Annotated in this window: 20 protein-coding genes and 3 pseudogenes; 15 read left to right on the forward strand and 8 right to left on the reverse strand. The window is 72.1% G+C overall.

The features are described 5' to 3' along the window. Positions 1 to 274: 274 nt before the first annotated feature. Positions 275 to 424: pseudogene (locus tag ACFW22_RS30700) on the reverse strand (DUF255 domain-containing protein); the annotation flags it as partial. A 92-nt stretch (positions 425 to 516) separates the two neighbouring features. Here ACFW22_RS30700 and ACFW22_RS30705 point away from each other — a divergent pair. The 3 genes and pseudogenes from ACFW22_RS30705 to ACFW22_RS30715 form a co-directional block, all read left to right on the forward strand. After that, positions 517 to 672 (forward strand): annotated as a pseudogene (locus ACFW22_RS30705) (IS5/IS1182 family transposase); the annotation flags it as partial. Between the two features lie 635 nt (positions 673 to 1,307). Next, positions 1,308 to 1,580 carry a hypothetical protein gene (locus tag ACFW22_RS30710; protein ID WP_358715310.1) on the forward strand — a complete coding sequence of 91 codons (273 nt, stop codon included), beginning with the start codon at positions 1,308 to 1,310 and terminating at the stop codon, positions 1,578 to 1,580. Continuing rightward, positions 1,577 to 1,975 carry a DNA-binding protein gene (locus tag ACFW22_RS30715; protein WP_386410836.1) on the forward strand — a complete coding sequence of 133 codons (399 nt, stop codon included), beginning with the start codon at positions 1,577 to 1,579 and terminating at the stop codon, positions 1,973 to 1,975. The genes ACFW22_RS30710 and ACFW22_RS30715 overlap by 4 nt, the downstream gene beginning before the upstream one ends. Before the next feature lie 36 nt (positions 1,976 to 2,011). Here the strand turns inward: ACFW22_RS30715 and ACFW22_RS30720 are convergent. Next, positions 2,012 to 2,164 (reverse strand): annotated as a pseudogene (locus ACFW22_RS30720) (DUF255 domain-containing protein); the annotation flags it as partial. A gap of 231 nt (positions 2,165 to 2,395) precedes the next feature. Here ACFW22_RS30720 and ACFW22_RS30725 point away from each other — a divergent pair. The 3 genes from ACFW22_RS30725 to ACFW22_RS30735 all read left to right on the forward strand — a co-directional run bounded on the left by ACFW22_RS30725 (position 2,396) and on the right by ACFW22_RS30735 (position 7,922). After that, on the forward strand, positions 2,396 to 2,962 hold the full coding sequence (locus ACFW22_RS30725) for a Uma2 family endonuclease (protein WP_386410839.1): 567 nt from the start codon (positions 2,396 to 2,398) through the stop codon (positions 2,960 to 2,962). A 298-nt stretch (positions 2,963 to 3,260) separates the two neighbouring features. Continuing rightward, positions 3,261 to 4,376, forward strand: a complete 1,116-nt coding sequence (locus ACFW22_RS30730; RefSeq protein ID WP_386410842.1) for a WD40/YVTN/BNR-like repeat-containing protein — start codon at positions 3,261 to 3,263, stop codon at positions 4,374 to 4,376. Positions 4,377 to 4,679: 303 nt separating this feature from the next. Then, positions 4,680 to 7,922, forward strand: coding sequence for an ATP-binding protein (locus tag ACFW22_RS30735; protein ID WP_386410845.1), 3,243 nt, complete (start codon positions 4,680 to 4,682; stop codon positions 7,920 to 7,922). Positions 7,923 to 7,973: 51 nt separating this feature from the next. On the opposite strand, the gene ACFW22_RS30740 is transcribed toward ACFW22_RS30735, so the two are convergent. Together ACFW22_RS30740 and mca are read right to left on the reverse strand one after the other, a co-directional pair. Beyond that, complete coding sequence (locus tag ACFW22_RS30740) at positions 7,974 to 8,210, reverse strand: hypothetical protein (RefSeq protein ID WP_386410848.1); 237 nt, start codon at positions 8,208 to 8,210, stop codon at positions 7,974 to 7,976. Beyond that, a complete protein-coding gene (mca, locus tag ACFW22_RS30745; protein ID WP_384882797.1) occupies positions 8,203 to 9,084 on the reverse strand; it encodes a mycothiol conjugate amidase Mca in 882 nt (293 codons plus the stop codon). Before mca ends, ACFW22_RS30740 begins: the two co-directional genes overlap by 8 nt. Before the next feature lie 97 nt (positions 9,085 to 9,181). Between mca and ACFW22_RS30750 the strand changes: the two genes are divergently transcribed. Together ACFW22_RS30750 and greA are read left to right on the forward strand one after the other, a co-directional pair. Continuing rightward, on the forward strand, positions 9,182 to 9,583 hold the full coding sequence (locus tag ACFW22_RS30750; RefSeq protein ID WP_386410852.1) for a DUF4307 domain-containing protein: 402 nt from the start codon (positions 9,182 to 9,184) through the stop codon (positions 9,581 to 9,583). 190 nt (positions 9,584 to 9,773) lie between these two features. After that, complete coding sequence (gene greA, locus ACFW22_RS30755; protein ID WP_386410855.1) at positions 9,774 to 10,271, forward strand: transcription elongation factor GreA; 498 nt, start codon at positions 9,774 to 9,776, stop codon at positions 10,269 to 10,271. A 165-nt stretch (positions 10,272 to 10,436) separates the two neighbouring features. Here the strand turns inward: greA and ACFW22_RS30760 are convergent, their stop codons facing one another. From ACFW22_RS30760 to ilvA, 3 genes are all read right to left on the reverse strand, one after another. Further along, the gene (locus ACFW22_RS30760) at positions 10,437 to 11,243 is read right to left on the reverse strand and encodes an ABC transporter permease (RefSeq protein WP_386410858.1); all 807 of its coding nucleotides are present in this window, start codon (positions 11,241 to 11,243) and stop codon (positions 10,437 to 10,439) included. After that, complete coding sequence (locus ACFW22_RS30765) at positions 11,240 to 12,271, reverse strand: ATP-binding cassette domain-containing protein (RefSeq protein ID WP_386410861.1); 1,032 nt, start codon at positions 12,269 to 12,271, stop codon at positions 11,240 to 11,242. The genes ACFW22_RS30760 and ACFW22_RS30765 overlap by 4 nt, the downstream gene beginning before the upstream one ends. Positions 12,272 to 12,383: 112 nt before the next feature. Further along, positions 12,384 to 13,613 (reverse strand): threonine ammonia-lyase, encoded by a 1,230-nt coding sequence (gene ilvA, locus ACFW22_RS30770; protein ID WP_386410864.1) that lies wholly within the window; start codon positions 13,611 to 13,613, stop codon positions 12,384 to 12,386. 145 nt (positions 13,614 to 13,758) lie between these two features. Between ilvA and ACFW22_RS30775 the strand changes: the two genes are divergently transcribed. Genes ACFW22_RS30775 through ACFW22_RS30785 form a run of 3 tightly spaced genes read left to right on the forward strand, consistent with a single transcriptional unit; the run spans position 13,759 to position 15,048 of the window. Then, positions 13,759 to 14,298, forward strand: a complete 540-nt coding sequence (locus ACFW22_RS30775) for a MarR family winged helix-turn-helix transcriptional regulator (protein ID WP_386410867.1) — start codon at positions 13,759 to 13,761, stop codon at positions 14,296 to 14,298. A gap of 31 nt (positions 14,299 to 14,329) precedes the next feature. Then, positions 14,330 to 14,800 carry a sigma factor-like helix-turn-helix DNA-binding protein gene (locus ACFW22_RS30780; RefSeq protein ID WP_386410870.1) on the forward strand — a complete coding sequence of 157 codons (471 nt, stop codon included), beginning with the start codon at positions 14,330 to 14,332 and terminating at the stop codon, positions 14,798 to 14,800. Further along, the gene (locus ACFW22_RS30785) at positions 14,797 to 15,048 is read left to right on the forward strand and encodes a hypothetical protein (RefSeq protein WP_386410873.1); all 252 of its coding nucleotides are present in this window, start codon (positions 14,797 to 14,799) and stop codon (positions 15,046 to 15,048) included. Before ACFW22_RS30780 ends, ACFW22_RS30785 begins: the two co-directional genes overlap by 4 nt. Positions 15,049 to 15,146: 98 nt before the next feature. Here ACFW22_RS30785 and ACFW22_RS30790 read toward each other — a convergent pair whose 3' ends face one another. After that, positions 15,147 to 16,301, reverse strand: coding sequence for a cystathionine gamma-synthase (locus ACFW22_RS30790; protein ID WP_386410876.1), 1,155 nt, complete (start codon positions 16,299 to 16,301; stop codon positions 15,147 to 15,149). Positions 16,302 to 16,372: 71 nt separating this feature from the next. On the opposite strand from ACFW22_RS30790, the gene ACFW22_RS30795 reads away from it, so the two are divergent. The 4 genes from ACFW22_RS30795 (at position 16,373) to msrA (ending at position 21,221) form a co-directional block, all read left to right on the forward strand. After that, on the forward strand, positions 16,373 to 17,479 hold the full coding sequence (locus ACFW22_RS30795) for a hypothetical protein (RefSeq protein WP_386410879.1): 1,107 nt from the start codon (positions 16,373 to 16,375) through the stop codon (positions 17,477 to 17,479). Positions 17,480 to 17,630: 151 nt separating this feature from the next. After that, on the forward strand, positions 17,631 to 19,307 hold the full coding sequence (locus tag ACFW22_RS30800) for a M48 family metallopeptidase (protein WP_386410882.1): 1,677 nt from the start codon (positions 17,631 to 17,633) through the stop codon (positions 19,305 to 19,307). A gap of 76 nt (positions 19,308 to 19,383) precedes the next feature. After that, on the forward strand, positions 19,384 to 20,523 hold the full coding sequence (locus tag ACFW22_RS30805) for a hypothetical protein (protein WP_386410885.1): 1,140 nt from the start codon (positions 19,384 to 19,386) through the stop codon (positions 20,521 to 20,523). A 32-nt stretch (positions 20,524 to 20,555) separates the two neighbouring features. After that, entirely contained in the window at positions 20,556 to 21,221 is a 666-nt protein-coding gene (gene msrA / locus ACFW22_RS30810) for a peptide-methionine (S)-S-oxide reductase MsrA (RefSeq protein ID WP_386410888.1), read from the forward strand. Positions 21,222 to 21,272: the final 51 nt, after the last annotated feature.

Raw genomic sequence — 21,272 nt, forward strand, 5'->3', positions numbered from 1 at the left:
CCACCGGCCCCTGCACCTTTCAGGTATGACGGCCACTATCGCGCATCTGGCGGCGGTCAGCGCAGGCTCGCGCAGCACCGTGGTCCGCAGAACCGGATATACCGCTTGGCCGGGTGAGGGCACCTCTGCTTGGACGTCCATGGACGGAGCATGACGTAGGGCTCACAGCCCTCCCCGCCCGGCGGGAATGATCAAGCGGTCAGAACAAGAGATTGCGGAAGCGACTTCCGCTTTCCTCGACGCCCGCCATTAACACCAATGATCGTCAGGCTAAGTGGCACGACGAATAGCCCACCGAGAGAAGGATGGGAACGTCGCGCCGCTTGGCCTCTTGCATCGCCTCCTCTCCCCATGGCCACCAGTCCACAGGATTGGAGGCGTGCTGGAGGAGATAGGGCGACTGGGAGTCTGCCAGTCGGTTCATGCCTCCCATCGTTGCACGACGAGGATCGCGGCGCGTGACCATCTGTGCACGAAGAACGGCTGCGGCAGACCGGCGGAGTCAAGGTTCTGGGCGTCAACATCGCCCACGCGTGCATCCGGGCCCTGGGCGAGCAGGCCATGGCCATCCTGAAGACCCGGCGCCTGCTGCGCAAGCTCCGCTGCATCCCCCATCGCATCACCAGGCTCGTCCAGGCCGTCCTCACCCTGTACCTGAACTGCACAAACCGAGGTAGGCCTTCGTCCTTCACCACTCCTCGACCTGAGGATAGAAAAGACTCCATGAGTTTCGACATCTTCGTGTGCCGGTTCGAGAACGGTGAGCCGGCAGCGTTGGACATGAGTGCTGCGCACGAGGTCCTCGACCCCTATGTGGTGGCACGGGACCCCCGGACGAACTTCCTGCATGTGCGTACGGCGGATATGGAGGAGGCGGATGTGTTCTCCAGCCCGGACAACATCACCTTCAACCGCTTCGGAGGCGGCGGAATCACGGACCTCATAGCCGTCCTGCTGCGCCGGCTGGACGCCGTGCTCGTCGTCCCTGGCGGACCAACCATGATCCAGCGGGATGAGGACCGCGACCTTCTGCCTGCCGCTCTCAGGGACGAGTGGCCCGTCGTCCTGGCCCGCACCGGCGCGGAGATCGATCGGGCGATCCGGGCTTCCTGAACGAACGGACGACGGACCCATTCCTGGCATGGGCCACCGGGGACGGCCTCGTGAAGGGACCGGCCGCCCCTCGGTGGACGTCCACCTCAAGCCGGGCAAACCATCCAGGTGGCGCGCGGCTCCGACCGTCGACCAGTTCACCGGGAAGCAGGAACGCCCTCTCCATGTAATAGAGGTTGTCCCACACTCTGAGCATGAAGCCGACCCGAGCCGGGACCACCGAGAACATCTCCGTGTCCATGCCCACCGAGCTGGTCAGCGAGCTCCGCTCGCGAACCGGTCGTCGCGGGCTGTCCAGCTACATCACCGAAGCCGTCAGGCACCAGCTCGCCATGGACGGGCTCGCCGAGATCGTGGCGTCCCACGAGGAGGAGCACGGCGCGCTCACGGAGCAGGAGATCGAAGCCGCTCGTCGCGAGCTGTTCGGAGACGTGAACGCCGAGGGTGTCGAGCGGGGCGCCGCGTGAAGGAGCAGCCGGCCCGCTCGCTGGTGCTCGACTCCGAGGCGCTTTCCCTGCTCCTGCGCAACGACCGCGGTATGGCGGCACGCATCGAGGCGTCGCGGCAGGCCGGGGTTCCCGTCCTCGTGTCCGCGCTGACCGTTGTTGAAGCCGTGCACGGGAAGACCGATCTGGCGCGCTTGAAGTGGGTGCTCTCCCGGCTGCGGGTGGAACCGGTCAGCCAGGAGGACTCCCTGACCGCGGTGGGGCTGCTTCAGGACGCGGGCGGGCTGCACGGGCACAAGTACGCCATCGTCGCCGCGCTCGCGCTACGCGTCCCGGCCCCCGTGATCGTCCTGACCTCCGACCGGGACGACTGGTCGAGACTCTGCGGGAAGCGCGTGATCATCAGAGAGGTGTGAGCACCGTCGACCACTGGGTCTGTGAGTTCACTGGCGCCAATGACGCGCAGAGCATCCGACCGACAGCAAGACGGGTACATCGCGCCGTTTCGCTTCCTCGAACGCCTCGGGTCCCCACGGCCACCAGTCGACCGGATTGTCGGCGTGCTGAAGCAGATAAGGCGAGGTCGTACCAGCCAACCGGTTCATACGGCCCAGCCCCTCACGCCGACACGGTCCCGCCGGTTCGGCCCGCAAGCCCCCGCCCTACTTGGCCGATTTGCACTCATGCGCCATCACGTGGTGAATACGGATCGCCCCTTTTGCACCCAGGTCGCCCTGCGGACGCCGAAGGTTCCGCCCCGGCCCACAGCCGGTGCCCGACCGGAAGTGGGCAGTACGCTGAGTCGAGCAGCACCGCATCCTCGAAGGAGGTGCTCCATGTCCGCCGAGATGGTGGCGCCCGCGTGGATGCACACGCAGATCAGCGCGGAACAGTACGACTCCTGGTCCGAGGAGCAGTGCGCCGGCATCGAGATCGTGGACGGGATGGTCGTCGTGAGCCCGAGCGCCTCCAAGCGGCTGGGCCGGCTGGCGCGGGTCCTCGCCAACGCCCTGGACGCCGCCGCGGGCCCGGACTGGAACGCCGACACGGACTTCGACGTTCGCCTGCAGGACGTTCCACTCACCAACCGCCGCCCTGACGTCACCGTGTACCGGGCGGAGACCATCGACCTCACGCCGACCCGCCCCGAGCACGTAATCCTGGTCGTCGAAGTCGTGTCGCCCGGTTCGGAGACCACCGACCGGATCGTGAAGGTGGACCAGTACGCCAAGGCCGGCATCCCCTTCTACTGGCGGGTCGAGCAGGCCGCCACCGGCGTCCCGATCGTCTACACCTACGTCCTCGACCCCGCCACCAAGGCCTACCGGGACGGCGAGGTGTTCACCGGCACCGTGAAGGCCACCGCGCCCTTCCCCGTCACGGTCGACCTCGGGGTTGCGTGAGGAACCGCCCGGCCGGCTCCGGCGCCCGACACCAGCAGCCGCCCCCCGTGGGCGGGGACCGGCGAGCCCTCGGGCAGCCGATGCGCCGTCGGTGAGGTGCCGGGCGGTCAGAGCGCCGAAGCGACGCCTCTTGTTCAATTGAAGATTGACGTTGTTCAGCGTCAATTTACGAAGATCTTTCGTCAAGAGGCTTTCCCGTCAGAAGATTTGGCGGATGATCATGCTGCCTTAGTGCGCCCCTCCGGGATAGAACAAGATCACCAAGCGCACGTGCGCCACACCCCACAAGGGAGGCACCATGAAGCGAGTCAGTGCTGCCGTCATCGCGGCTGCCGCTGCCCTCGTCATCGCCCAGTCGCCGGCCGCCACCGCGGCCCCGGGCGCCGGCTGGAGCGTTCCGTCCTGCAACCGCGTGGTCGGCGACGGTGCGGTCACCCTCACCGCCGACGACGGGGCGACCCTCGCCACCACCACCGGCACGCTCAGGGCCGTCAGCTACACCCGAGGCCTCGTGGCGCTCGACGTCCCCGACACCCTGCTGGCCACCCGCAACAACGAGCTCCAGCGCTCCACCAACGCCGGCTGCTCCTGGAACCACGTCGCGACCCTGGGCAGCGCATCGGCGACCCTGACCGCGGGTGTCGGCTCGCGCGCCTTCGCCTGGGAGGTCAACGGGGCCTACCTCGCCCGGATCGACGGCACCTCCGTCACCCCGCTCACCGCCCCGGCGGAGCGCATCATGGGCCTGGGCACCGACTCGGCCGACAGCGACCACCTCCGGGTCGCCGGCGGCGACGGCCGCCTGTACGACTCCCGTGACGGCGGCAGCAGCTGGTCCGTCCTCGGCACCGCCGCGTTCCCCTCCGGCACCGGCATCTACCACGCGGCCTTCGACCCCGCCGACCTCGACCACGTCGTGGTGGGCGCCATGGTGCGGGGCGGCGCGGTGACCACCGACGGCGGAGCGACCTGGACGGGGTCCGCCGGCCTGACCTCCGGCACCAGGGCGAACCTGTTCCGGACCGCCGTCTCGCCCGCCGACGGCTCCGTCGTCTACGGCGTGGGCATCGACCTCACCGAGGCGGCCCCCGGCTCCGGCGTCGAGGGCCGGTACCTGTACCGCTCGACCGACGGAGGCCGCACCTTCGCCAAGGTCGTCGACGACACGGCGGAGCACGACCTGACCAACGGCACCCTGCTCGCCCCCAGTCCGGTCGACCCCGACGTCCTGTACTTCGAGTTCGGCATGTACTTCCAGGACTACGGCACCGACCTGTTCCGCTACGACGCGGGCACGGGTGCCCTCACCAAGACGCACAACGCCTTCGACGGCATCTCCGCCATCGCCTTCAACCCGGTCCGGCCCACGGTGCTGTACCTCGGCATGGAGGAGACGGGCAGCTGGTCCGGCTGACGCGTCCGCCCCGGAGCGGTGGGCCGGCCCGGGTGCTTCCCGGGCCGGCCCGCCCCGTTCTGGCCCGCCCCGTTCTGGCCAGGCCCCGAGTGGCCGGTTCCGCCGCGTGTCGGCTGCCCCGACGTGGACCACGGACCACAGACCGCTGCCCCGCACCTCGCCCGATGACGCACGGGACGCGGCGGCCCGGCGGACGGCAGTCCGTCACGGGCGCCTCCCGTTTCCCCCCGCTCCCTCGCGCCGACCCGCACGAGGCAGCACACTGGGCCCGACCCATCGGGCACGTGCGGAGGGGGAACGCAGATGCAGGAGAGTCACCGGGCAGAAGCCGAAAGGATGTTGGAACGGGTCGTCGCGGAGGAGGTCCGGGCGTGGGGTGACGACCGGAACGGCGGGGAGGAGTTACTCGCACGGGCACGGTCACGGCTCGACGCGATGGCGGCGGAGGCCGGGGCCGAGTACGCGGCGTTCCTGAAGGCCCTGGCGGAGGCGGAGGACGCGGGACGGCCCCGTCCGGCAGGTCTCTTCGACGGTCCGGTGACCGGGGGTCCCGCCCTGGTCACCGGGGTCGCCGCGGTCGCCACCTTCGGCGCGGACCTGGCGTTCGGCACGACTGCCGGAACGGCCCTGGGTGCGGGCGCCGTGGTCGCCGCGGCCGGAGCGGCGGCGACGGCCCTCCGGGCGAGGGCGGGGCGACGGTCCGCAGCGGGGCACGGGGCGGGTGGCCCGGGGCGGGTCGACGGGGTCGAAGAGCTGCGGCGGGAGTGGCTGACGGCCCTGGAGGTCCGGGGCGTACGGCCGTTCCTGGAGCGGGAGGCGCCGGAGGGCACCGACGGGGCGACGGGGGCGGAACGGGCCGGCGGAAGGCGGTCGATGCACGGGGTCGCAAGGGCGCTGCGCGGTGCCGACCGGAGCGCGGCGGCCAGGACCCGTACCGTCCTGGAGCGTTCCTTCGACCAACTTCCCCGCTCCGGAGGGATGTTCGCCGGAAGGCGCGAAGAGCTGGACCGGATCGCCCGCTGGGTGCGGGCGGGTCGGGCCTCGGCCACCACCCGACCGACCGTCGTCCTGCTGCACGGCGCACCCGGATCGGGACGCACCGCGCTCGCCGTGCGGGCCGCGCACGCCCTGCGCGACCAGTTCCGCGGGGCCTGTCTGGTGGACCTGCGGGGCGCGGCGACCGGCGAGCGGCCCGTGACGACCCGGGAGGCGCTGCTGCACCTGCTGAACCGGCTCGGCGCCCCGCGTGAGCAACTGCTGTTCCGGGAGGGCGCCACGGTCGACCAACAGGTGCGTCGGCTCTCGGAGTTGTACCAGCGGCAGCTGACCGGGGTGCCGGTCGTGGTGATCCTGGACGACGCCGTGGACCCGGCACAGGTGCGGGCCCTGCTGCCGGAGCGCTCCGACGGGCTCGTCCTGGTGACCTGCCGGGAGCCCTTGGACCTCGGTGCCGATGCGCCGGCCGAGGTGCACCACCTGCCGGTGGCCGCGCTCGACGCCGCGGGTGCCGAGGAGCTGCTGCGCACGACGGCCGGTGCACCGAACCCCGGGCCGTACGACGCCGAGGTGCTCGACCGGATCCGGGAGCTGTGCGGCGGCCTTCCGCTGGCGCTGCGCGTCGCGGGACCGCTGCTCGGCCGGCGTTCCACGGCCGACCTGGCCGATCTGCTGGCCCGCTCCGAGCGGGACGCCGATCCCGTCGAACGCGCCCTCTCGGCCACGTACGTCCACGACCTCGACGAGGAGGCCCGGCGGCTGCTCCGGCGGCTCGCGCTCGCCGGGCGGGCCTCCCTCGGCGCGGCGGCTGCCGCCGCACTGCTCGACAGGACCGGCCCGGAGGCGGCCCGCCTGCTGCGGGAACTCTCCGGTGCCGGGCTGCTGGACCACGTGCGCGGGGAGCGCTACCGGCTGCACGACGTGGTGCGCGGCTTCGCCGCCGCCCGGCTGGTGGCCGAGGAGGACGCGGCGGAGGTCGCGTCGGCGCAGGAGCGGCTCGTGCGGAACCACGCGGAGCTCGCCGACGCGGTGATCCGGATGGTCGACGGCAAGATGTCGACGCGCGCCGACCGGTTCGACGGACACGGCTTCGGCTCCCTGGAAGCGGCGCTCGGCTGGCTCGACGAGGAGTCCAGCTTCCTCACGGCGGCCCTTCGACAGGCGGAGGGCGTCGACCAGCGGACCGTCCTCGACCTGCTCGGCGCGCTCTGCGACTACTGTCTGCTGCGCGGCGACCTCTACCGGCTCGGCGAGATCAACGAGCTCGCCGAGTCCGTCGGACAGGGACTGCTCACCCGCTCCGTGCAGTGGCGGACCGGCATCGCGGCCCGGCAGCTCGGCGAGCTCGACAAGGCCCGCACCACGCTGGCCTCGGTCGTCTCCCTGTACCAGGAGGCCCATCAGGACGCGGAGGCCGGGCTCGCGCTCTGTTCCCTGGGCATCACCCTGCACCATCAGGGGCGGCTGGCCGAGGCGGGGGAACGGCTGCGGGAGGCGCTCGCGCTCCAGGCGCCACAGCCCCTGAGCGCCGACCGGGGCTGGACCCTGCACGCGCTCGCCGCGGTGGAGCGCGACCGGGGGGACCTGGGCGAGGCGACGGTCCTGCTGGAACGGTCGCTCGCGCTGCACCGGGAACACGAGTCGCTGCACGGCGAGGCGTGGGCGCACTTCCAACTGGGGCAGGTGCGGCTGCTCCGCGGCGAGGTGCCGGCTGCGGAGGGCGAGCTGCGTCGGGCCCTGGAGACCTACGGCCGGGTCCACGACGGGCGCGGAGAGGCCTGGGCGCGGACCCAGTTGGCGCGGGCCCGGCTCGCCGCGGGGGAGGCGGAGCCGGCCGTGGCGGAGCTGCGCGGGGCGCTCGCGCGGCACCGGGAGCAGGAGGACGCCCGCGGGGAGGCGTGGACGCGGTACTACCTGGGGCAGGCCCTGGAGGAGCGGGGGGACCGGGACGAGGCGGTGCGCGAGCTGGGACGGGCGCGGGCGATGTTCTCCCGGATGAGGGACCTGTACGGCCTCGCGTGCGCCCGGCACCACCTGGGTCGGGTCAGTCGGGACCAGCAGGCGGCCCGGGCGGGCAACCTCCGCAATTCGGGGTTCGCCCGACAGCTGCTGGTGGACGCCCGGGCGGACTTCCGCCGGATCGGGGTGGCCCACGGGGAGGCCTGGGCCTGTCTGGAGCTGGCGGTCGTCGAGGCGGGGAACGGAAGGGTGCCGCAGGCGCTCGCCCTGTGCGAGGAGGCGCACGTGCTGTTCGCCGGGTACGGCGACCGGCGGGGTGCGGACTGGGCGCGGCTGCTGCGCTGCGGGCTGCTCCCGCACGCGGCCCTCGCCGCTCCGGAGCCCGGCGCCGCGACGGCCCGGGAGGAGCTGGCGGCCCTGGTCGCGGACCGGCACCCGGCCCGCGACCCCAGGATCGACGACTGCGCCGAGACCTACCGCCTGCTCCTGGAGCGGGGCGTCGCGCCGGGGACGCCCTGGCAGTCCTGGGACCTGGGCCTGGTCCCGTCCCGTGCGGCCCGCGAGGTCCTGGGGGTGCCGCCGACCGGCTGACCCGGCCCCGTGCGGGCGGCCCGGCCCCGCGCGGGGGTCGGGCCGCCGGGGCTACTTCCGGGGGGTGGTCGCCTCGACGTCCTGGGCGGCCTTCGGGTCCGGGGCCTCCTCGAAGGAGATCTTGTTCATCCGGTTGTTCATCGACTTCATCAGCATCCAGACCGCGAGGGCGAGGACCGCGAAGACGACGAAGCCGAGGACGCCGGGGGTCACCTTGTTCTTGTCCAGCTCTTCGGCGGCGAAGGGGACCAGCTCGGCCAGTGCCAGGTGTGCGCTCATGTCAGGCATTGTCGCGGATGCCCGCGAAGAGATCTTCCTCGGGGAGGGAGGTCGGGACCAGCGCCTTGCTGAGCTCGTACTCCTCGGTCGGCCAGACCTCCCTCTGGATCTCCATCGGGACCCGGAACCAGCCGCCGTCGGGGTCGATCTGGGTGGCGTGCGCGATCAGCGCCTTGTCGCGGATCTCGAAGAAGTCGGCGCACGGCACGAAGGTGGTCAGCGTCCGCTCCTTGCGCGCGAACTCCTTCCAGCGCTCCAGCCACTCCCCGTACGGCGACTCCAGGCCGCGGGCGAGGAGCGCCTCGTGCAGGGCGACGGTGCGGGGGCGGTTGAAGCCCTGGTTGTAGTAGAGCTTCAGGGGCTGCCAGACCGGGCCGAACTCGTCCTCCGGGTACGCCTCCGCATCGGCCGCGCCGTCGAAGGCCACCATCGAGATCTTGTGGGTCATGATGTGGTCGGGGTGCGGGTACCCGCCGTTCTCGTCGTAGGTCGTGACGACCTGGGGACGGAAGGAGCGGATCTTGCGGACCAGCTCGCCGGCCGCACGGTCCACGTCCTCCAGGGCGAAGCAGCCCTCGGGCAGCGGGGGCAGCGGGTCGCCCTCGGGCAGGCCCGAGTCGACGAAACCGAGCCATTCCTGGGAGACGCCGAGGATCTCGCGGGCCTCGTCCATCTCCTTGCGGCGGACCTCGTGGATGTTCGCCTCGATGTAGGGGTCGCCCTGGAGCTTGGGGTTCAGGACCGAGCCGCGCTCGCCGCCCGTGCACGTGACCACCATGACGTCCACCCCCTCGGACACGTACTTGGCCATGGTCGCCGCACCCTTGCTCGACTCGTCGTCGGGGTGGGCGTGAACGGCCATCAGGCGCAGCTGCTCAGTCAAGACTCGATCCTCAGTGATTCGACGCGGAGGGTGGTCTCTATAGTGACGGAATCGGGGGAGCGAAAATTCCGCCACCCCGACTTCGAGAGGATCTGTCATGAGCGCGGCGCGAGAGCAGCTGCCCGAGGGGCGCTACGGGCGCTCCGCGGACGAGCGGGCGGACCGCGGGCTCAGGATCACCGGCGCGGTGCTCGGGGTCCTCTTCCTCGGCCTGATGGGCTGGTTCGGCTGGCACTACGTCGTCGACAACAAGATCAGCGCAGAGTTGATCAAGTTCGACGTGGTGAGCCCCACCGAGGTCCAGGTGCACCTGGAGATCCGCAAGGACGAGGGCGTCTCGGGCGTCTGCACGCTGCGCTCGCGCTCCGAGGACGGGGCCGAGGTGGCCCGCAAGGACGTCCGGGTCGACGACCCCGCCACCCGGATCGACCGCGTCTTCTCGCTCCGGACGACCGCCCGTGCGACGAGCGCGGAGCTCCTGGGGTGTACGGCGCAGTAGCGGTGGGTAGGGACCGCTTGGCGAGTCCCGAGGGGCGACCACGGTGACCTGGGGTGACGCCATCCCGGTGTTTTATGTCCTCCCGCTTTTCGCCACTCATTGTTAGGCTCGTGGTTTCGCCCGCCCGGGACAGCGCTGCTTTCCCGTGGAGGGCGATACTTTGTATTCCCAGTACCTACGAGGAGCACCTGTGACCCAGACCAGCGACAACGTCACCTGGCTCACCCAGGAGGCGTACAACAAGCTCAAGGACGAGCTTGAGTACCTGTCTGGTCCCGCGCGTACCGAAATCGCCGCCAAGATCGCCGCAGCGCGCGAGGAGGGCGACCTGCGCGAGAACGGCGGGTACCACGCGGCCAAGGAGGAGCAGGGCAAGCAGGAGCTCCGGGTCCGCCAGCTCACCCAGCTCCTCCAGCACGCCAAGGTCGGCGAGGCTCCGGCGGACGACGGCGTCGTCGAGCCCGGCATGGTCGTCACGATCGCCTTCGACGGCGACGAGGACGACACGATGACCTTCCTGCTCGCTTCCCGCGAATACGCGAGCGGTGACATCGAGACCTACTCGCCGCAGTCGCCGCTCGGCACCGGCGTCAACGGCAAGAAGGCCGGTGACGACGCCGAGTACGAGCTGCCGAACGGCAAGAAGGCCATGGTGAAGATCCTCAGCGCGAAGCCCTACACCGGCTGAGCCGCAGTCCCTCGACCGAAGGGCCGGACCCCGCGGGGTCCGGCCCTTCGTGCTGCGCGTGCGTGGCACGGTGCGGGACTGACGTCGGAGACGGTCCCCTGGCGGCCGTCCCGTACCGCGACTCCCGTTCCTCCTGGTGCTCCGACCTCCTGGTGCTCCGGCCCGTCAGCCGGCTGCCCGGCGGTACTTGCGGACCGCGAGCGTGCGGAAGACCACGATGATCGCGATCGAGTAGAGGAGCGAGGCCCAGACGGGGTGGGCCATCGGCCATGCGTCGGAGGGCGAGACGCCCGGATCGCCGAAGAGCTCGCGGCAGGCCTGGACGGTGGCGCTGAAGGGGTTCCACTCGGCGATCGGCTGCAGCCAGGACGCCATCTGGGAGGAGTCCACGAAGGCGTTGGAGATGAAGGTCACCGGGAAGAGCCAGATCAGCCCGCCCGAGGTGGCTGCCTCGGGGGTGCGGACCGAGAGGCCGATCAGGGCGCCGATCCAGGTGAAGGCGTAGCCGAGGAACAGCAGCAGGGCGAAGCCCGCCATGATCCTGCCGATGTTGGTGGGCTCCGCGAAACCGGGCCGCCAGCCGACCAGGAGCGCGACGACGGCCAGTACGAGCAGGGTCAGCGCGGTCTGCACGAGATCGGCCATGGTGCGGCCGGTGAGCACCGCTCCCCGGGCCACGGGCAGGGAGCGGAAGCGGTCGATCAGCCCCTTGTGCATGTCGTCGGCGATGCCCGCGCCGGCACCGGCGGTGGCGAAGGTGACGGTCTGCGCGAAGATGCCGGCCATCAGGAAGTTCTTGTAGACGTCCGGGTCCGTCGAACCGCCGATGCTCATCGAGCCGCCGAAGACGTACGTGAAGAGGACCACGAACATGATCGGCTGGATCAGCCCGAAGATGACCATCTCGGGAATCCGGCTCATGCGGATCAGGTTCCTGCGGGCGATGACCAGGGAGTCGTTCACGGCGCTCATGCCGCCCCCTCCTTCCGGGCCGTCCGGCCCTTCCCCCCGGGGCCGGCGGCGTCGCCGTCCGCCTCCGCCGCCCCCTCGGCCGCGTGACCGGTCAGGGAGATGAAGACGTCGTCGAGGGTCGGGCGGCGCAGTCCGATGTCATCGATCTCGACCCCGATGGCGTCCAGCTCGCGGATGACCTCGGCGAGCAGCTTGGCACCACCGGTGACGGGGACGGTGAGCTTGCGGGTGTGGTCCTCGACGGAGACCTCTCCGTGTCCGATGCCGGCGACGCCGTAGCGGGCGAGCACGCCCCGGGCTCCGGGAATCATCTCGGGCTCGTGGACGACCACCTCGACGCGCTCGCCGCCCGTCCGGTCCTTGAGCTGGTCGGAGGTGCCCCGGGCGATGACCCTTCCGTGGTCGACGACGCAGATGTCGTGCGCGAGGTGGTCGGCCTCCTCCAGGTACTGGGTGGTGAGGAGCAGCGTCGTGCCGCCCGCGACGAGCTCCCTGATGACGTCCCAGAGCTCCTGCCGGTTGCGCGGGTCGAGACCGGTGGTCGGCTCGTCCATGAACATCACCGGCGGGGAGACGACGAGGGCGGCGGCGAGGTCGAGGCGGCGGCGCATACCACCGGAGTACGTCTTGGCGGTCCGGTCGGCGGCATCGGCGAGGTGGAAGCGTTCCAGCAGTTCGGCGGCCCGCTCCTTCGCGGCCTTCGCCTTCATCTGGTAGAGCTGTCCGACCATGTGGAGGTTCTCGCGGCCGGTGAGGTACTCGTCCACGGCCGCGAACTGGCCGGAGAGGCCGATCGAGCGGCGGACCCGGTGGGGATGCTTGAGGACGTCGATCCCCGCGACGACGGCCCTCCCGCTGTCCGGTGTGATGAGCGTCGTCAGGATCCGCACGGTGGTCGTCTTCCCCGCGCCGTTCGGGCCGAGCAGCCCGAGGACGGTGCCTTCCGACACATCGAGGTCGACCCCGTCCAGAGCTCGTACGTCGCCGAAGGTCTTCACCAGTCCCTCGGCATAGATCGCGCCTGGCATGTGCATTCTCCCGGGAAGGGATTCGGGCGTTTCCCACCGATCCTAGGATTTCCGACCGGACCGTGCCCGGCGAACCGGCGTACCCGGGGACGGGGAAACCGTGCGGGCCGGATCAGCCCAGCACCGTGTACCCGGCGTCCCGCAGCGCCTGCTCCACCTCCCGGCAGTGCTCCGGGCCCTTGGTCTCCAGGTGCAGCTCGACCTCCGCCTCCGTCAGGCCCAGCCGCGGATCGGTCCGCACGTGGCTGACGTCCAGGACGTTCGCGTCGACCACCGTCAGGACCGCGAGCAGGGTGGCCAGCGCCCCCGGCCGGTCCGTCACGCGCAGCCGCAGGCTCAGGTAGCGGCCCCCGGCCGCCATGCCGTGCCGCAGGATGCGCTGGAGCAGCAGCGGATCGACGTTGCCGCCGGAGAGGACCGCCACCACCGGCCCCTGGAAGCCCTTCGGGTCGCCGAGGATCGCAGCCACCGGGCTGGCGCCCGCCGGCTCGACCACGAGTTTCGCCCGCTCCAGGCAGAGCAGCAGCGCCGAGGAGAGCTGGTCCTCGGAAACCGTGCGGACCTCGTCGACGTACTCCCTGACCAGGGCGAACGGCACGTCGCCCGGCCGCCCGACCTTGATGCCGTCCGCCATGGTCACCGGTGATCCGATGGACACCGGGTGTCCGGCCGCCAGGGACGGTGGATAGGCCGCCGCCCCCTCCGCCTGGACGCCGACCACCTTGACGTCCGGGCGGAGCGACTTCACGGCCAGCCCGATGCCGGCCGCGAGACCGCCGCCGCCGATGCCGACGAGGACCGTCCGGACCTCGGGGCACTGCTCCAGGACCTCCAGGCCGACCGTGCCCTGTCCGGCGATGACGTCGGGGTGGTCGAAGGGGTGGATGAAGACCGCACCGGTCTCACGGGCGTATTCCTGTGCCGCCTCAAGCGTCTCGTCGACGACGTGGCCGTGCATCCGGACGTCGGCGCCGTACTCCCGGGTCGCCGCGACCTTCGGCAGCGGGGCGCCCACCGGCATGAAGACGGTGGCGTGCACGCCGAGCAGCTTCGAGGCGAGCGCAACGCCCTGCGCGTGGTTGCCCGCGGAGGCGGCGACCACCCCGGCCGCCCGTTCCTCGGGGCGCAGCCCCGAGATCCGTACGTACGCCCCGCGGAGCTTGAAGGACCCGGTCCGCTGGAGGTTCTCGCACTTGAGGTGGACCGGCGCTCCCACCAGCGAGGACAGGTGGCGGCTGCCCTCCATCGCCGTCATCCTGGCCACTCCGGCCAGCATCTTCTGGGCCCCCCGCACGTCGTCGAGCATCAGCCGGTGCAAGGGGTCTGGTGTACGGAAGCTCATGACAGCAAGTCTTGCAGCCCACGGCCCCCGTGGCCGCCCGGAGGACGAGCCGCGGAACGGGTTTGCGCAGCCCCGGTACGGACTCCGGCGGGGCCGCGTACTCTGTCCCCCACCGACCGACCCCGCACGAGAGAGACCCACAGCCATGCCCAATTCTCAGGACATGACGACTGCGCTCGATCCCGGTCTCCTCGATGCGCTCCAGCACCAGCTGGCCGTCTTCGCCCGCCGGGCCGAGCAGACCCGCCTCGCCGGCACCGGCCAGCTCCGCAACTCCATGGACCGCGCGGCCTACCTCCTGCTGAACCGTCTCGACCAGGAGGGGCCGATGGGCGTGAAGGCGCTCGCGGCGGGCATGGGCATCGACTCGTCCACGGTGACCCGCCAGGTCGCCCCGCTCGTCGACACCGGTCTGGTGAAGCGGACCTCCCACCCGGAGGACGGACGGGCCGTCGTCCTCCAGCTGTCCCCGCGCGGGCTCGCCCGCCTCGACGAGGTGCGCTCCTCGCGCCGGCAGCTGATGGCGGAGATCACGGAGGGCTGGACCCCCGACGAGCGGGAGTCCTTCTGCACCCTGCTCACCCGTTTCAACACCGCCCTCTCCGAGCGGCAGTTGGGGCATGCGGGCCACGCGCCGAACGAACCCGCCGCGGATCACGGACCGGAGTCCGCGCAGACCTCTTGACCCCGCACCCGCACTGTCCTCAGATGAGGAGGTGCGAGAGCAGCGGAACGGACGGAGACCGGAACAGGCCCCCCGCGCCCGGGAGTTCCACGTGTTCGTGGCCGGGGCGGGCGGGCGGCTGTTGCACGTCGCGACGCTCCTCACCGCCGAGACCCGCAGCCGCAACCCGTGCGCACAGGCCCTGTTGACGGCCGTCCTCGCGCGCACGTTCGCGGTGTGGGACGGGTTGCGCGACGACGACCCCTACGACCTGGCGCGCCGCGAGCTCGCCGCCCGCTTCGCCCGCGGCGCCTGGCGGTACCACCGGGGCCGGGGCGGAGCGCTCTCCGTGCTCACCCCGCAAGAACGGCTCGTCGTCGTCCTGCGGCTGTACGAGGGAGTGGAGGAGGAGCAGGTCGCGGCGCTCCTCGGCCTGTCCGGGGCCAGGGTCCGCGCCGTGTGCGCCCGCGCGGTCGCCGCGCTGCGGGAGGCCGCCCGTCGGGACGCCGGGGCCGCCGCATGACCCGCCACGAGGACAAGGAGGCGGCGGTCCGCCGGCTCCTCGACACCCCGCAGCCGCCGGTCCCGGGCGATCTCGCCCTGAGGGCGGCCGCCCGCGGGTCCCTCCGGCTCCAACGGGCCCGCCGGATCCGGCGGGTGCTGTGGACCGTGGGCGCGGTCGCCGTGCTCGCCTTCGTGGTGTGGGCGTCGACGACCCGACCCTGGGAGGTGCCCCCGGCGGAGACGACGCCGCCCTTCGAAAGCTGGTGACGGCGCCGGGGCGGGCCGCACGGGCGGCCCGCCTCGCCTCGTGTGGCCGGGGACCGCTCCGGCCACGACGGTCGGAGCGGTCCGCACCGCAGGAACGACTAGCCCAGGGCCTGGCGCAGGTCGGCGAGCAGGTCCTCGACGTTCTCGATGCCCACCGAGAGCCGGACCAGATCGGCCGGGACCTCCAGGGCGGAGCCCGCGACGCTCGCGTGGGTCATCCGGCCCGGGTGCTCGATGAGCGACTCGACCCCGCCCAGCGACTCGCCGAGGGTGAAGAGCTGCGCGCGGTTGCAGACCTCGACGGCCGCTTCCTCGCCGCCCTGCACGCGGAAGGAGATCATGCCGCCGAAGGAACGCATCTGCTTGGCCGCGACCTCGTGCCCCGGGTGCTCCGGCAGGCCCGGGTAGAGGACCTGGGTGACCTTCGGGTGCTGGGTCAGCATCTCGACGACCTTGGCCGCGTTCTCGCTGTGGCGGTCCATGCGGACGGCGAGGGTCTTGATGCCGCGCAGCACGATCCACGAGTCGAAGGGACCGGCCACCGCGCCCATCGCGTTCTGGTGGTAGGCGAGTTCCTCGCCGAGCGCCTCGTCGGCCGTCACCAGGGCGCCGCCGACGACGTCGGAGTGGCCGCCCATGTACTTGGTGAGCGAGTGGACGACGACGTCCGCGCCGAGCGCCAACGGCTGCTGGAGGTAGGGCGAGGCGAAGGTGTTGTCGACGACGAGCTTCACGCCGGCCTGACGGGCCACCCCGGCGACGGCCTCGATGTCGGTGATGCCGAGGAGCGGGTTCGAGGGGGTCTCGACCCAGATCAGCTTGGTGCGCTCGTTGACGGCGGCCCGGACGGAGTCGATGTCCGAGGTGTTCGCCACCGAGAAGTCCACGCCCCAGCGCTGCACCACCTTGGCGAAGAGCCGGAAGGTGCCGCCGTAGGCGTCGTTCGGGATGACCACGTGGTCGCCCGGCACGAGGAGCGTGCGCAACAGGCAGTCCTCCGCGGCCAGGCCCGAGGCGAAGGCGAGACCGCGACGGCCGCCCTCCAGGGCCGCGAGGTTCTCCTCCAAGGCGGTACGGGTGGGGTTGGCGCTGCGGCTGTACTCGTATCCGCCGCGCAGTCCGCCCACACCGTCCTGCTTGTAGGTGGACACCTGGTAGATGGGCGGGACGACCGCGCCGGTCAGCGGGTCGGCGGTGTTGCCCGCATGGATCGCGCGGGTCTCGAAGCTCTGTGAGGAGTGCTGGTCGCTCATGGTCAGGAGCGTAGTCCCGTACGCACCCCGCCGCCTCGTCCGTCTCATCCGGTGTCCTGGACAATGGACACATGGAGATTCTCTGGTTCCTGATCGCCCTCGGCCTGTTGTTCGGCGTCATCGGCCCCTTCGTGCTGCGCCGCCGGAGCGGTGCGATCCAGCAGGTCGCACCGGACTCGCCGGACGCGGCCGACCCCGAGGCCTACGGGTTCGCGCGCCAGGAGGCGCTGGACGTGCGGCTGCCGGGCGCGGACCAGGACCTGCTCGACGTGCTCGACGTGGTGCAGGCGACCCAGGACTGGCGGGCGGCCGCGCAGCTGCTCGCGGGCACCCCGAAGGAGGGCGAGGTGCGTTGGCAGCGCGTCCAGGCCTTCGCGGGCGCGGCCTCCCTCGAACTCCAGCAGCAGCCGGGCACCGGCGGGGCGTGGCTGCGCGCCTGGCGGTCGGAGTCCCCGAAGGACGCGGGCGGCGCGGCCGTGCACGCCGAGTTCCTGGTGCAGCAGGCGTGGCGTTCCTCGTCCACCGGTACCGATGACTTCCGGATCATCCTGGAGGAGGCGCTGAAGGTCACCGAGGAAGCGGCGCTGCTGGCCCCGGGCGACCCGGTGCCGTACATCACGCAGCTGGCCGTGGCGCGCGGACTCGGCTACGGCCACGAGCAGTTCGACCAGGTGTGGGCGAAGGTGATCGACCGCGCGCCGCAGCACATGGGGGCGCACTTGGCGGCCCTGCACTACTGGTGCGAGAAGTGGCACGGTTCCCGCACCGAGGCCGACCACTTCGCGACCACGGCCGCGGCGCGCGCCCCACGGGGCTCGCTCCTCGCCGCACTGCCGCTGTTCGCGGTGTTCGAGCACGTGCCGGACGTGGTGCTGGTGCAGGACTTCTTCCGCACGGCCGTGGTGTCCAAGGCGATGGACGGGGCGCTGTACGCGGTCCACTCGGCGCGCCCCGACGACCCGATGCTGGCGCACGTCCGTCACCTCCTGGTCTGGTTCCTGGTGCGGTCGGAACGCTGGGAGGAGGCCATGCACCAGTTGGTGCGGGTCGACGGGCACGTGGGCGCGGTGCCGTGGACCCTCAGCACGGACCCGGCAGCGGAGTACACGGTCTTCCGGAACCTGGCGGTCGCGGGCTACGAGGCGAACGGCGGCAGCCCGGCGACGCTGCCGCACTGATCCCGGCCGAACCGTTCCCCCTGCGGAAGCGGCAGGGGCGTCCGCCGCCCCGATGGTCCATGATCCGGGCTCCCCCACGAGCGGGACGATCACCACCCGTACGGTGTCCACTCGTACCGCCGTCCTCTTTCCCGTGGGGGGAACCTGCCCGATGGGCGCCACCCTGCGCGCGCTGCGCGCCTTCGTCCTGCTCGCCGGCTTCCATCTGCTCGGTCTCGTCCTGCTCGTCCTGCTCGGCGCCGCCGACTGGGCGGCCTACCGGTGGGCCCCCGCCGGGTGGGCGCTCAGGACGTACGTCATCAGCTTCCTCCTCGCCGTGCCCGTCGTCCGCGGCATGGCGCTGCTGCGGACCCCCCGCGACGAGGGGACCGCGGGCCTTCCCGTCACCGAGGAGGAGGAGCCCCGGCTCTGGGCCGCCGTACGGGAGCTCGCCGAGCAGGTCGGCACCCGCGCTCCCGACGAGATCCGACTGACCTCCGACATGAACGCGGCCGTCACCGAGGACGCCCGCTTCCTCGGCCTGCTCGGCGGCACCCGCCGCCTCTACCTCGGCCTGCCGTTGGTCGCCGGCCTCTCCGAGGCCCCACTGCGCGCCGTGCTCGCCCATGAGCTCGGGCACTACGGCAACTCCGACACCCGACTCTCCGGGATCACCGAACGCAGTCGCGTCCACGTCGCCCGGACCATCGACCGGTTCGAGGAGAAGTCCGACCTCACGATCGCCAAGGAACGGGCCCGGCAGGAGCGGAAGTCCGCCAAGCGGATCGCCAGGGGCAAGGCGCCGAAGGAGGTCGACACCACCGGCGTCGGCTTCACGTACCGCACGATGGCCCGGATCTACACCGCGTACGGCCGCTTCTCGATGCGCGCCACCCAGAGCACCGCCCGCCGCCAGGAGATCGCCGCCGACCTGGCCGCCGCCCGGATCGCGGGCCGCGACGCCACCGCATCGGCGCTGCGCGCGCTCCCGGCCCTCGGCAACGCCCACGAGTTCTACCTGAGCTCGTACGCGACGCTCGGGGTCGAGTTCGGGATGCTGCCGCCGCGCGGGGAGGTCTTCGGCGGCGTGCGCCGCCTCCTCGACGCACGGGCGGGGGAACTGGCCGGCATGCAGGACGAGCTCCCCGCCGAACCCGCCTCGCCCTACGACTCCCATCCGCCGACCGCCGAGCGCGTCGCCGCCGTCGAGGCACTGCCCGACGACGGCCGGACCGCCGCGGGGGACCGCCCGGCCTTCGCCCTGTTCTCCTCCCCCGAGACGGTGCTGTGTCGCGTCGAGGACGCCACCCTGGCCCCGGAGGCACTGCAGATGCGGCGGCTCGACTGGCCGGACCTGGTCCACGAGTCGATGACCGCGATGTACGTGCGCGACACGGAGCCGCTGCTCTCCGCGGTCGCGGGGCTGCCCCGGTCGGCAGGGGGAGCGGGCCCGGTCGGCGCCCCCGCACCGGACGACGAGGTCGACGCCCCTGCCCCCGCGGACCGGGCCGGTGCGCTCCACGCGCAGGCCGAAACGTTTCTTGACGCCGTCGACGCCGGCACCGTCTGGGAGCTCGTCGACCGACTGCCCAAGTCCGAACAGGCCGCCGCCGCAACCGGCCGGGCGGCCCGCGAATTCGCCCGGTCGTCCCTGCGCCGCGAACTCGCCCGCCTCGTGACCACCGTCCTCACCGCGGACGGCCGGGCCCGCTGGCAGCTCTCCTGGTCGGCCGACGCCCGGCTGCGCCTGCCCGAGGGCTGCGCGGAACGGCTCCCGGCCGCCCTGGACGCGGCGATCGCCGAACGCCCGGACACCGAACCGCTGCGCAAGCTGCTGGCCACCGCCTGACCCTCCCCGGCACGTCCCCCCTCACCGCCCCCGCACCGAGAAGGCTCCGCATGCCCCGCACCGTCGAAGGAACGTCGTGACCGTACTGCTCTGGATCGTCCTGACCCCGATCGCCCTCTGCGTGGCGGCCGTCGCCCTCGTCTTCCTCGTGGCGATCGTGCGCGGCCTCACCCGGGACGTGCGGACCGATCAGGACGGCGACCCGCAGACCGGGGCGGACGGGGCCCGTGCCGCCGCGCTCGGGCTGCTGCCCGCCGAACGACAGCACCTCGGACTGGCCGCCCCGCTGCCGCCCGCCCTCTCCGTCGCGCTCGCAGCCGCCCGCGCCGGCGACTGGGCGCCGGCGGCAGAACTGCTCGACGCCACCGCGACGGCCCGCGACTGGGAGGCCCGCACGGCGCTGTGCGAACAACTCGCCGACCTGGCCGCGGAGGAGGACGACTGGCTGCGGGGCTGGGAGGAGGCCCGGCCGAACGATCCGGGCGCCGCGCTGGTGCGGGCCCGCGGGACGGTGTTCCTGGCGTGGAACGTACGGGGCGCACAGCGGGGCGCCGACACGACCGCGGAACAGGCCCAGGGCTTCCGCCGGGTCCTGGAGCGCTCCCGGGCCGAGCACGCCCGTGCAGTGGCACTGGCCCCGGCGGACGACCCCTCCCCGTACGTGGCCGAGATCTGGACGGCCCTCGGCCTGGGGCTCTCCCACGAGGAGGTGCGCCGCATCTGGCGGGAGATCACCGACCGGGCCCCGCACCACTACGAGGCGCACTTCACGGCGCTCCAGTACTGGTGCCGCAAGTGGCGGGGATCCGCGGAGCTGGCGCGGGCCTTCGCCGTGCGGGCCGCGGCCGGGGCGCCGGCCGGCACTCTGATGACGGCGTTCCCGCTGATCGCGCACTTCGAGCACGACGACTCGGACGACACGGACGTCGACCGCACCCCGGAGATGTTCGCGGCCGTGGACGCGCTCCTCGCGGACGTGGCCGCCGCCGACCCGGGGCACCCCCGCCTGTCGGAGGCCCGGCACCTGCTCGCGTACTACCTCTGGTTGCAGGACCGCACGGAGGAGGCGATGGAACAGTTCCGGCTCGTGGACGGCTACGTCGGGGCGCTGCCCTGGCGCTACAAGGCGGACCCGGCCGGGGAGTTCTGTCGGGCCCGCGACGCCTGCGCGGAGCAACTCGCGGACGGGGAATCGCACCCGCCCCTGCAGCGTTGACAGGACTGCCGAACGTCGAGGAGAGATGCAGCATGTTCCTGTCCCGCACCCCCGTCCTCCCCACCCCCGAGCAGGCCCTGCCCGGCCGGTCGGAGCCGGAGTTCTCCGTCCCCGAGCGCCATACCGTTCTCGGCAACCCCCTGCTCGGCCCCTACCCGGAGGGCCTGGAGGTCGCCGACTTCGCCCTCGGCTGTTTCTGGGGCGCGGAGCGCAAGTTCTGGCAGACCGACGGCGTCTGGACGACCCTCGTCGGCTACCAGGGCGGTCACACTCCGAACCCCTCGTACGAGGAGGTGTGCTCCGGCCTGACCGGCCACGCCGAGGCCGTCCGCGTGGTCTTCGACCCGTCGAAGGTGTCGTACGCGGCGCTCCTGAAGCTCTTCTGGGAGTCCCACGACCCGACCCAGGGCTTCCGACAGGGCAATGACGTGGGGACCCAGTACCGCTCGGCGGTCTACACCCACTCCCCCGAGCAGGCGGCGACGGCCGAGGCGTCCCGGGAGGCCTACCAGAAGGTCCTGACGGGCTCCGGCTACGGGGAGGTCACCACCCAGGTGCTCCCCGCCGACGGGACCCGCCCCTTCTACCCGGCGGAGGGGTACCACCAGCAGTACTTGGACAAGAACCCGGCGGGCTACTGCGGCATCGGCGGGACGGGCGTGAGCTGCCCGATCGGCGTCGCGAAGGCGGAGGGCTGAGGCCCCGGCCCCACCGGTGACGCCCGGGGCGCCGCCCGCCGGTCCGGCGGG

Source organism: Streptomyces sp. NPDC058872 (assembly GCF_042743065.1).
Lineage (GTDB): Bacteria > Actinomycetota > Actinomycetes > Streptomycetales > Streptomycetaceae > Streptomyces.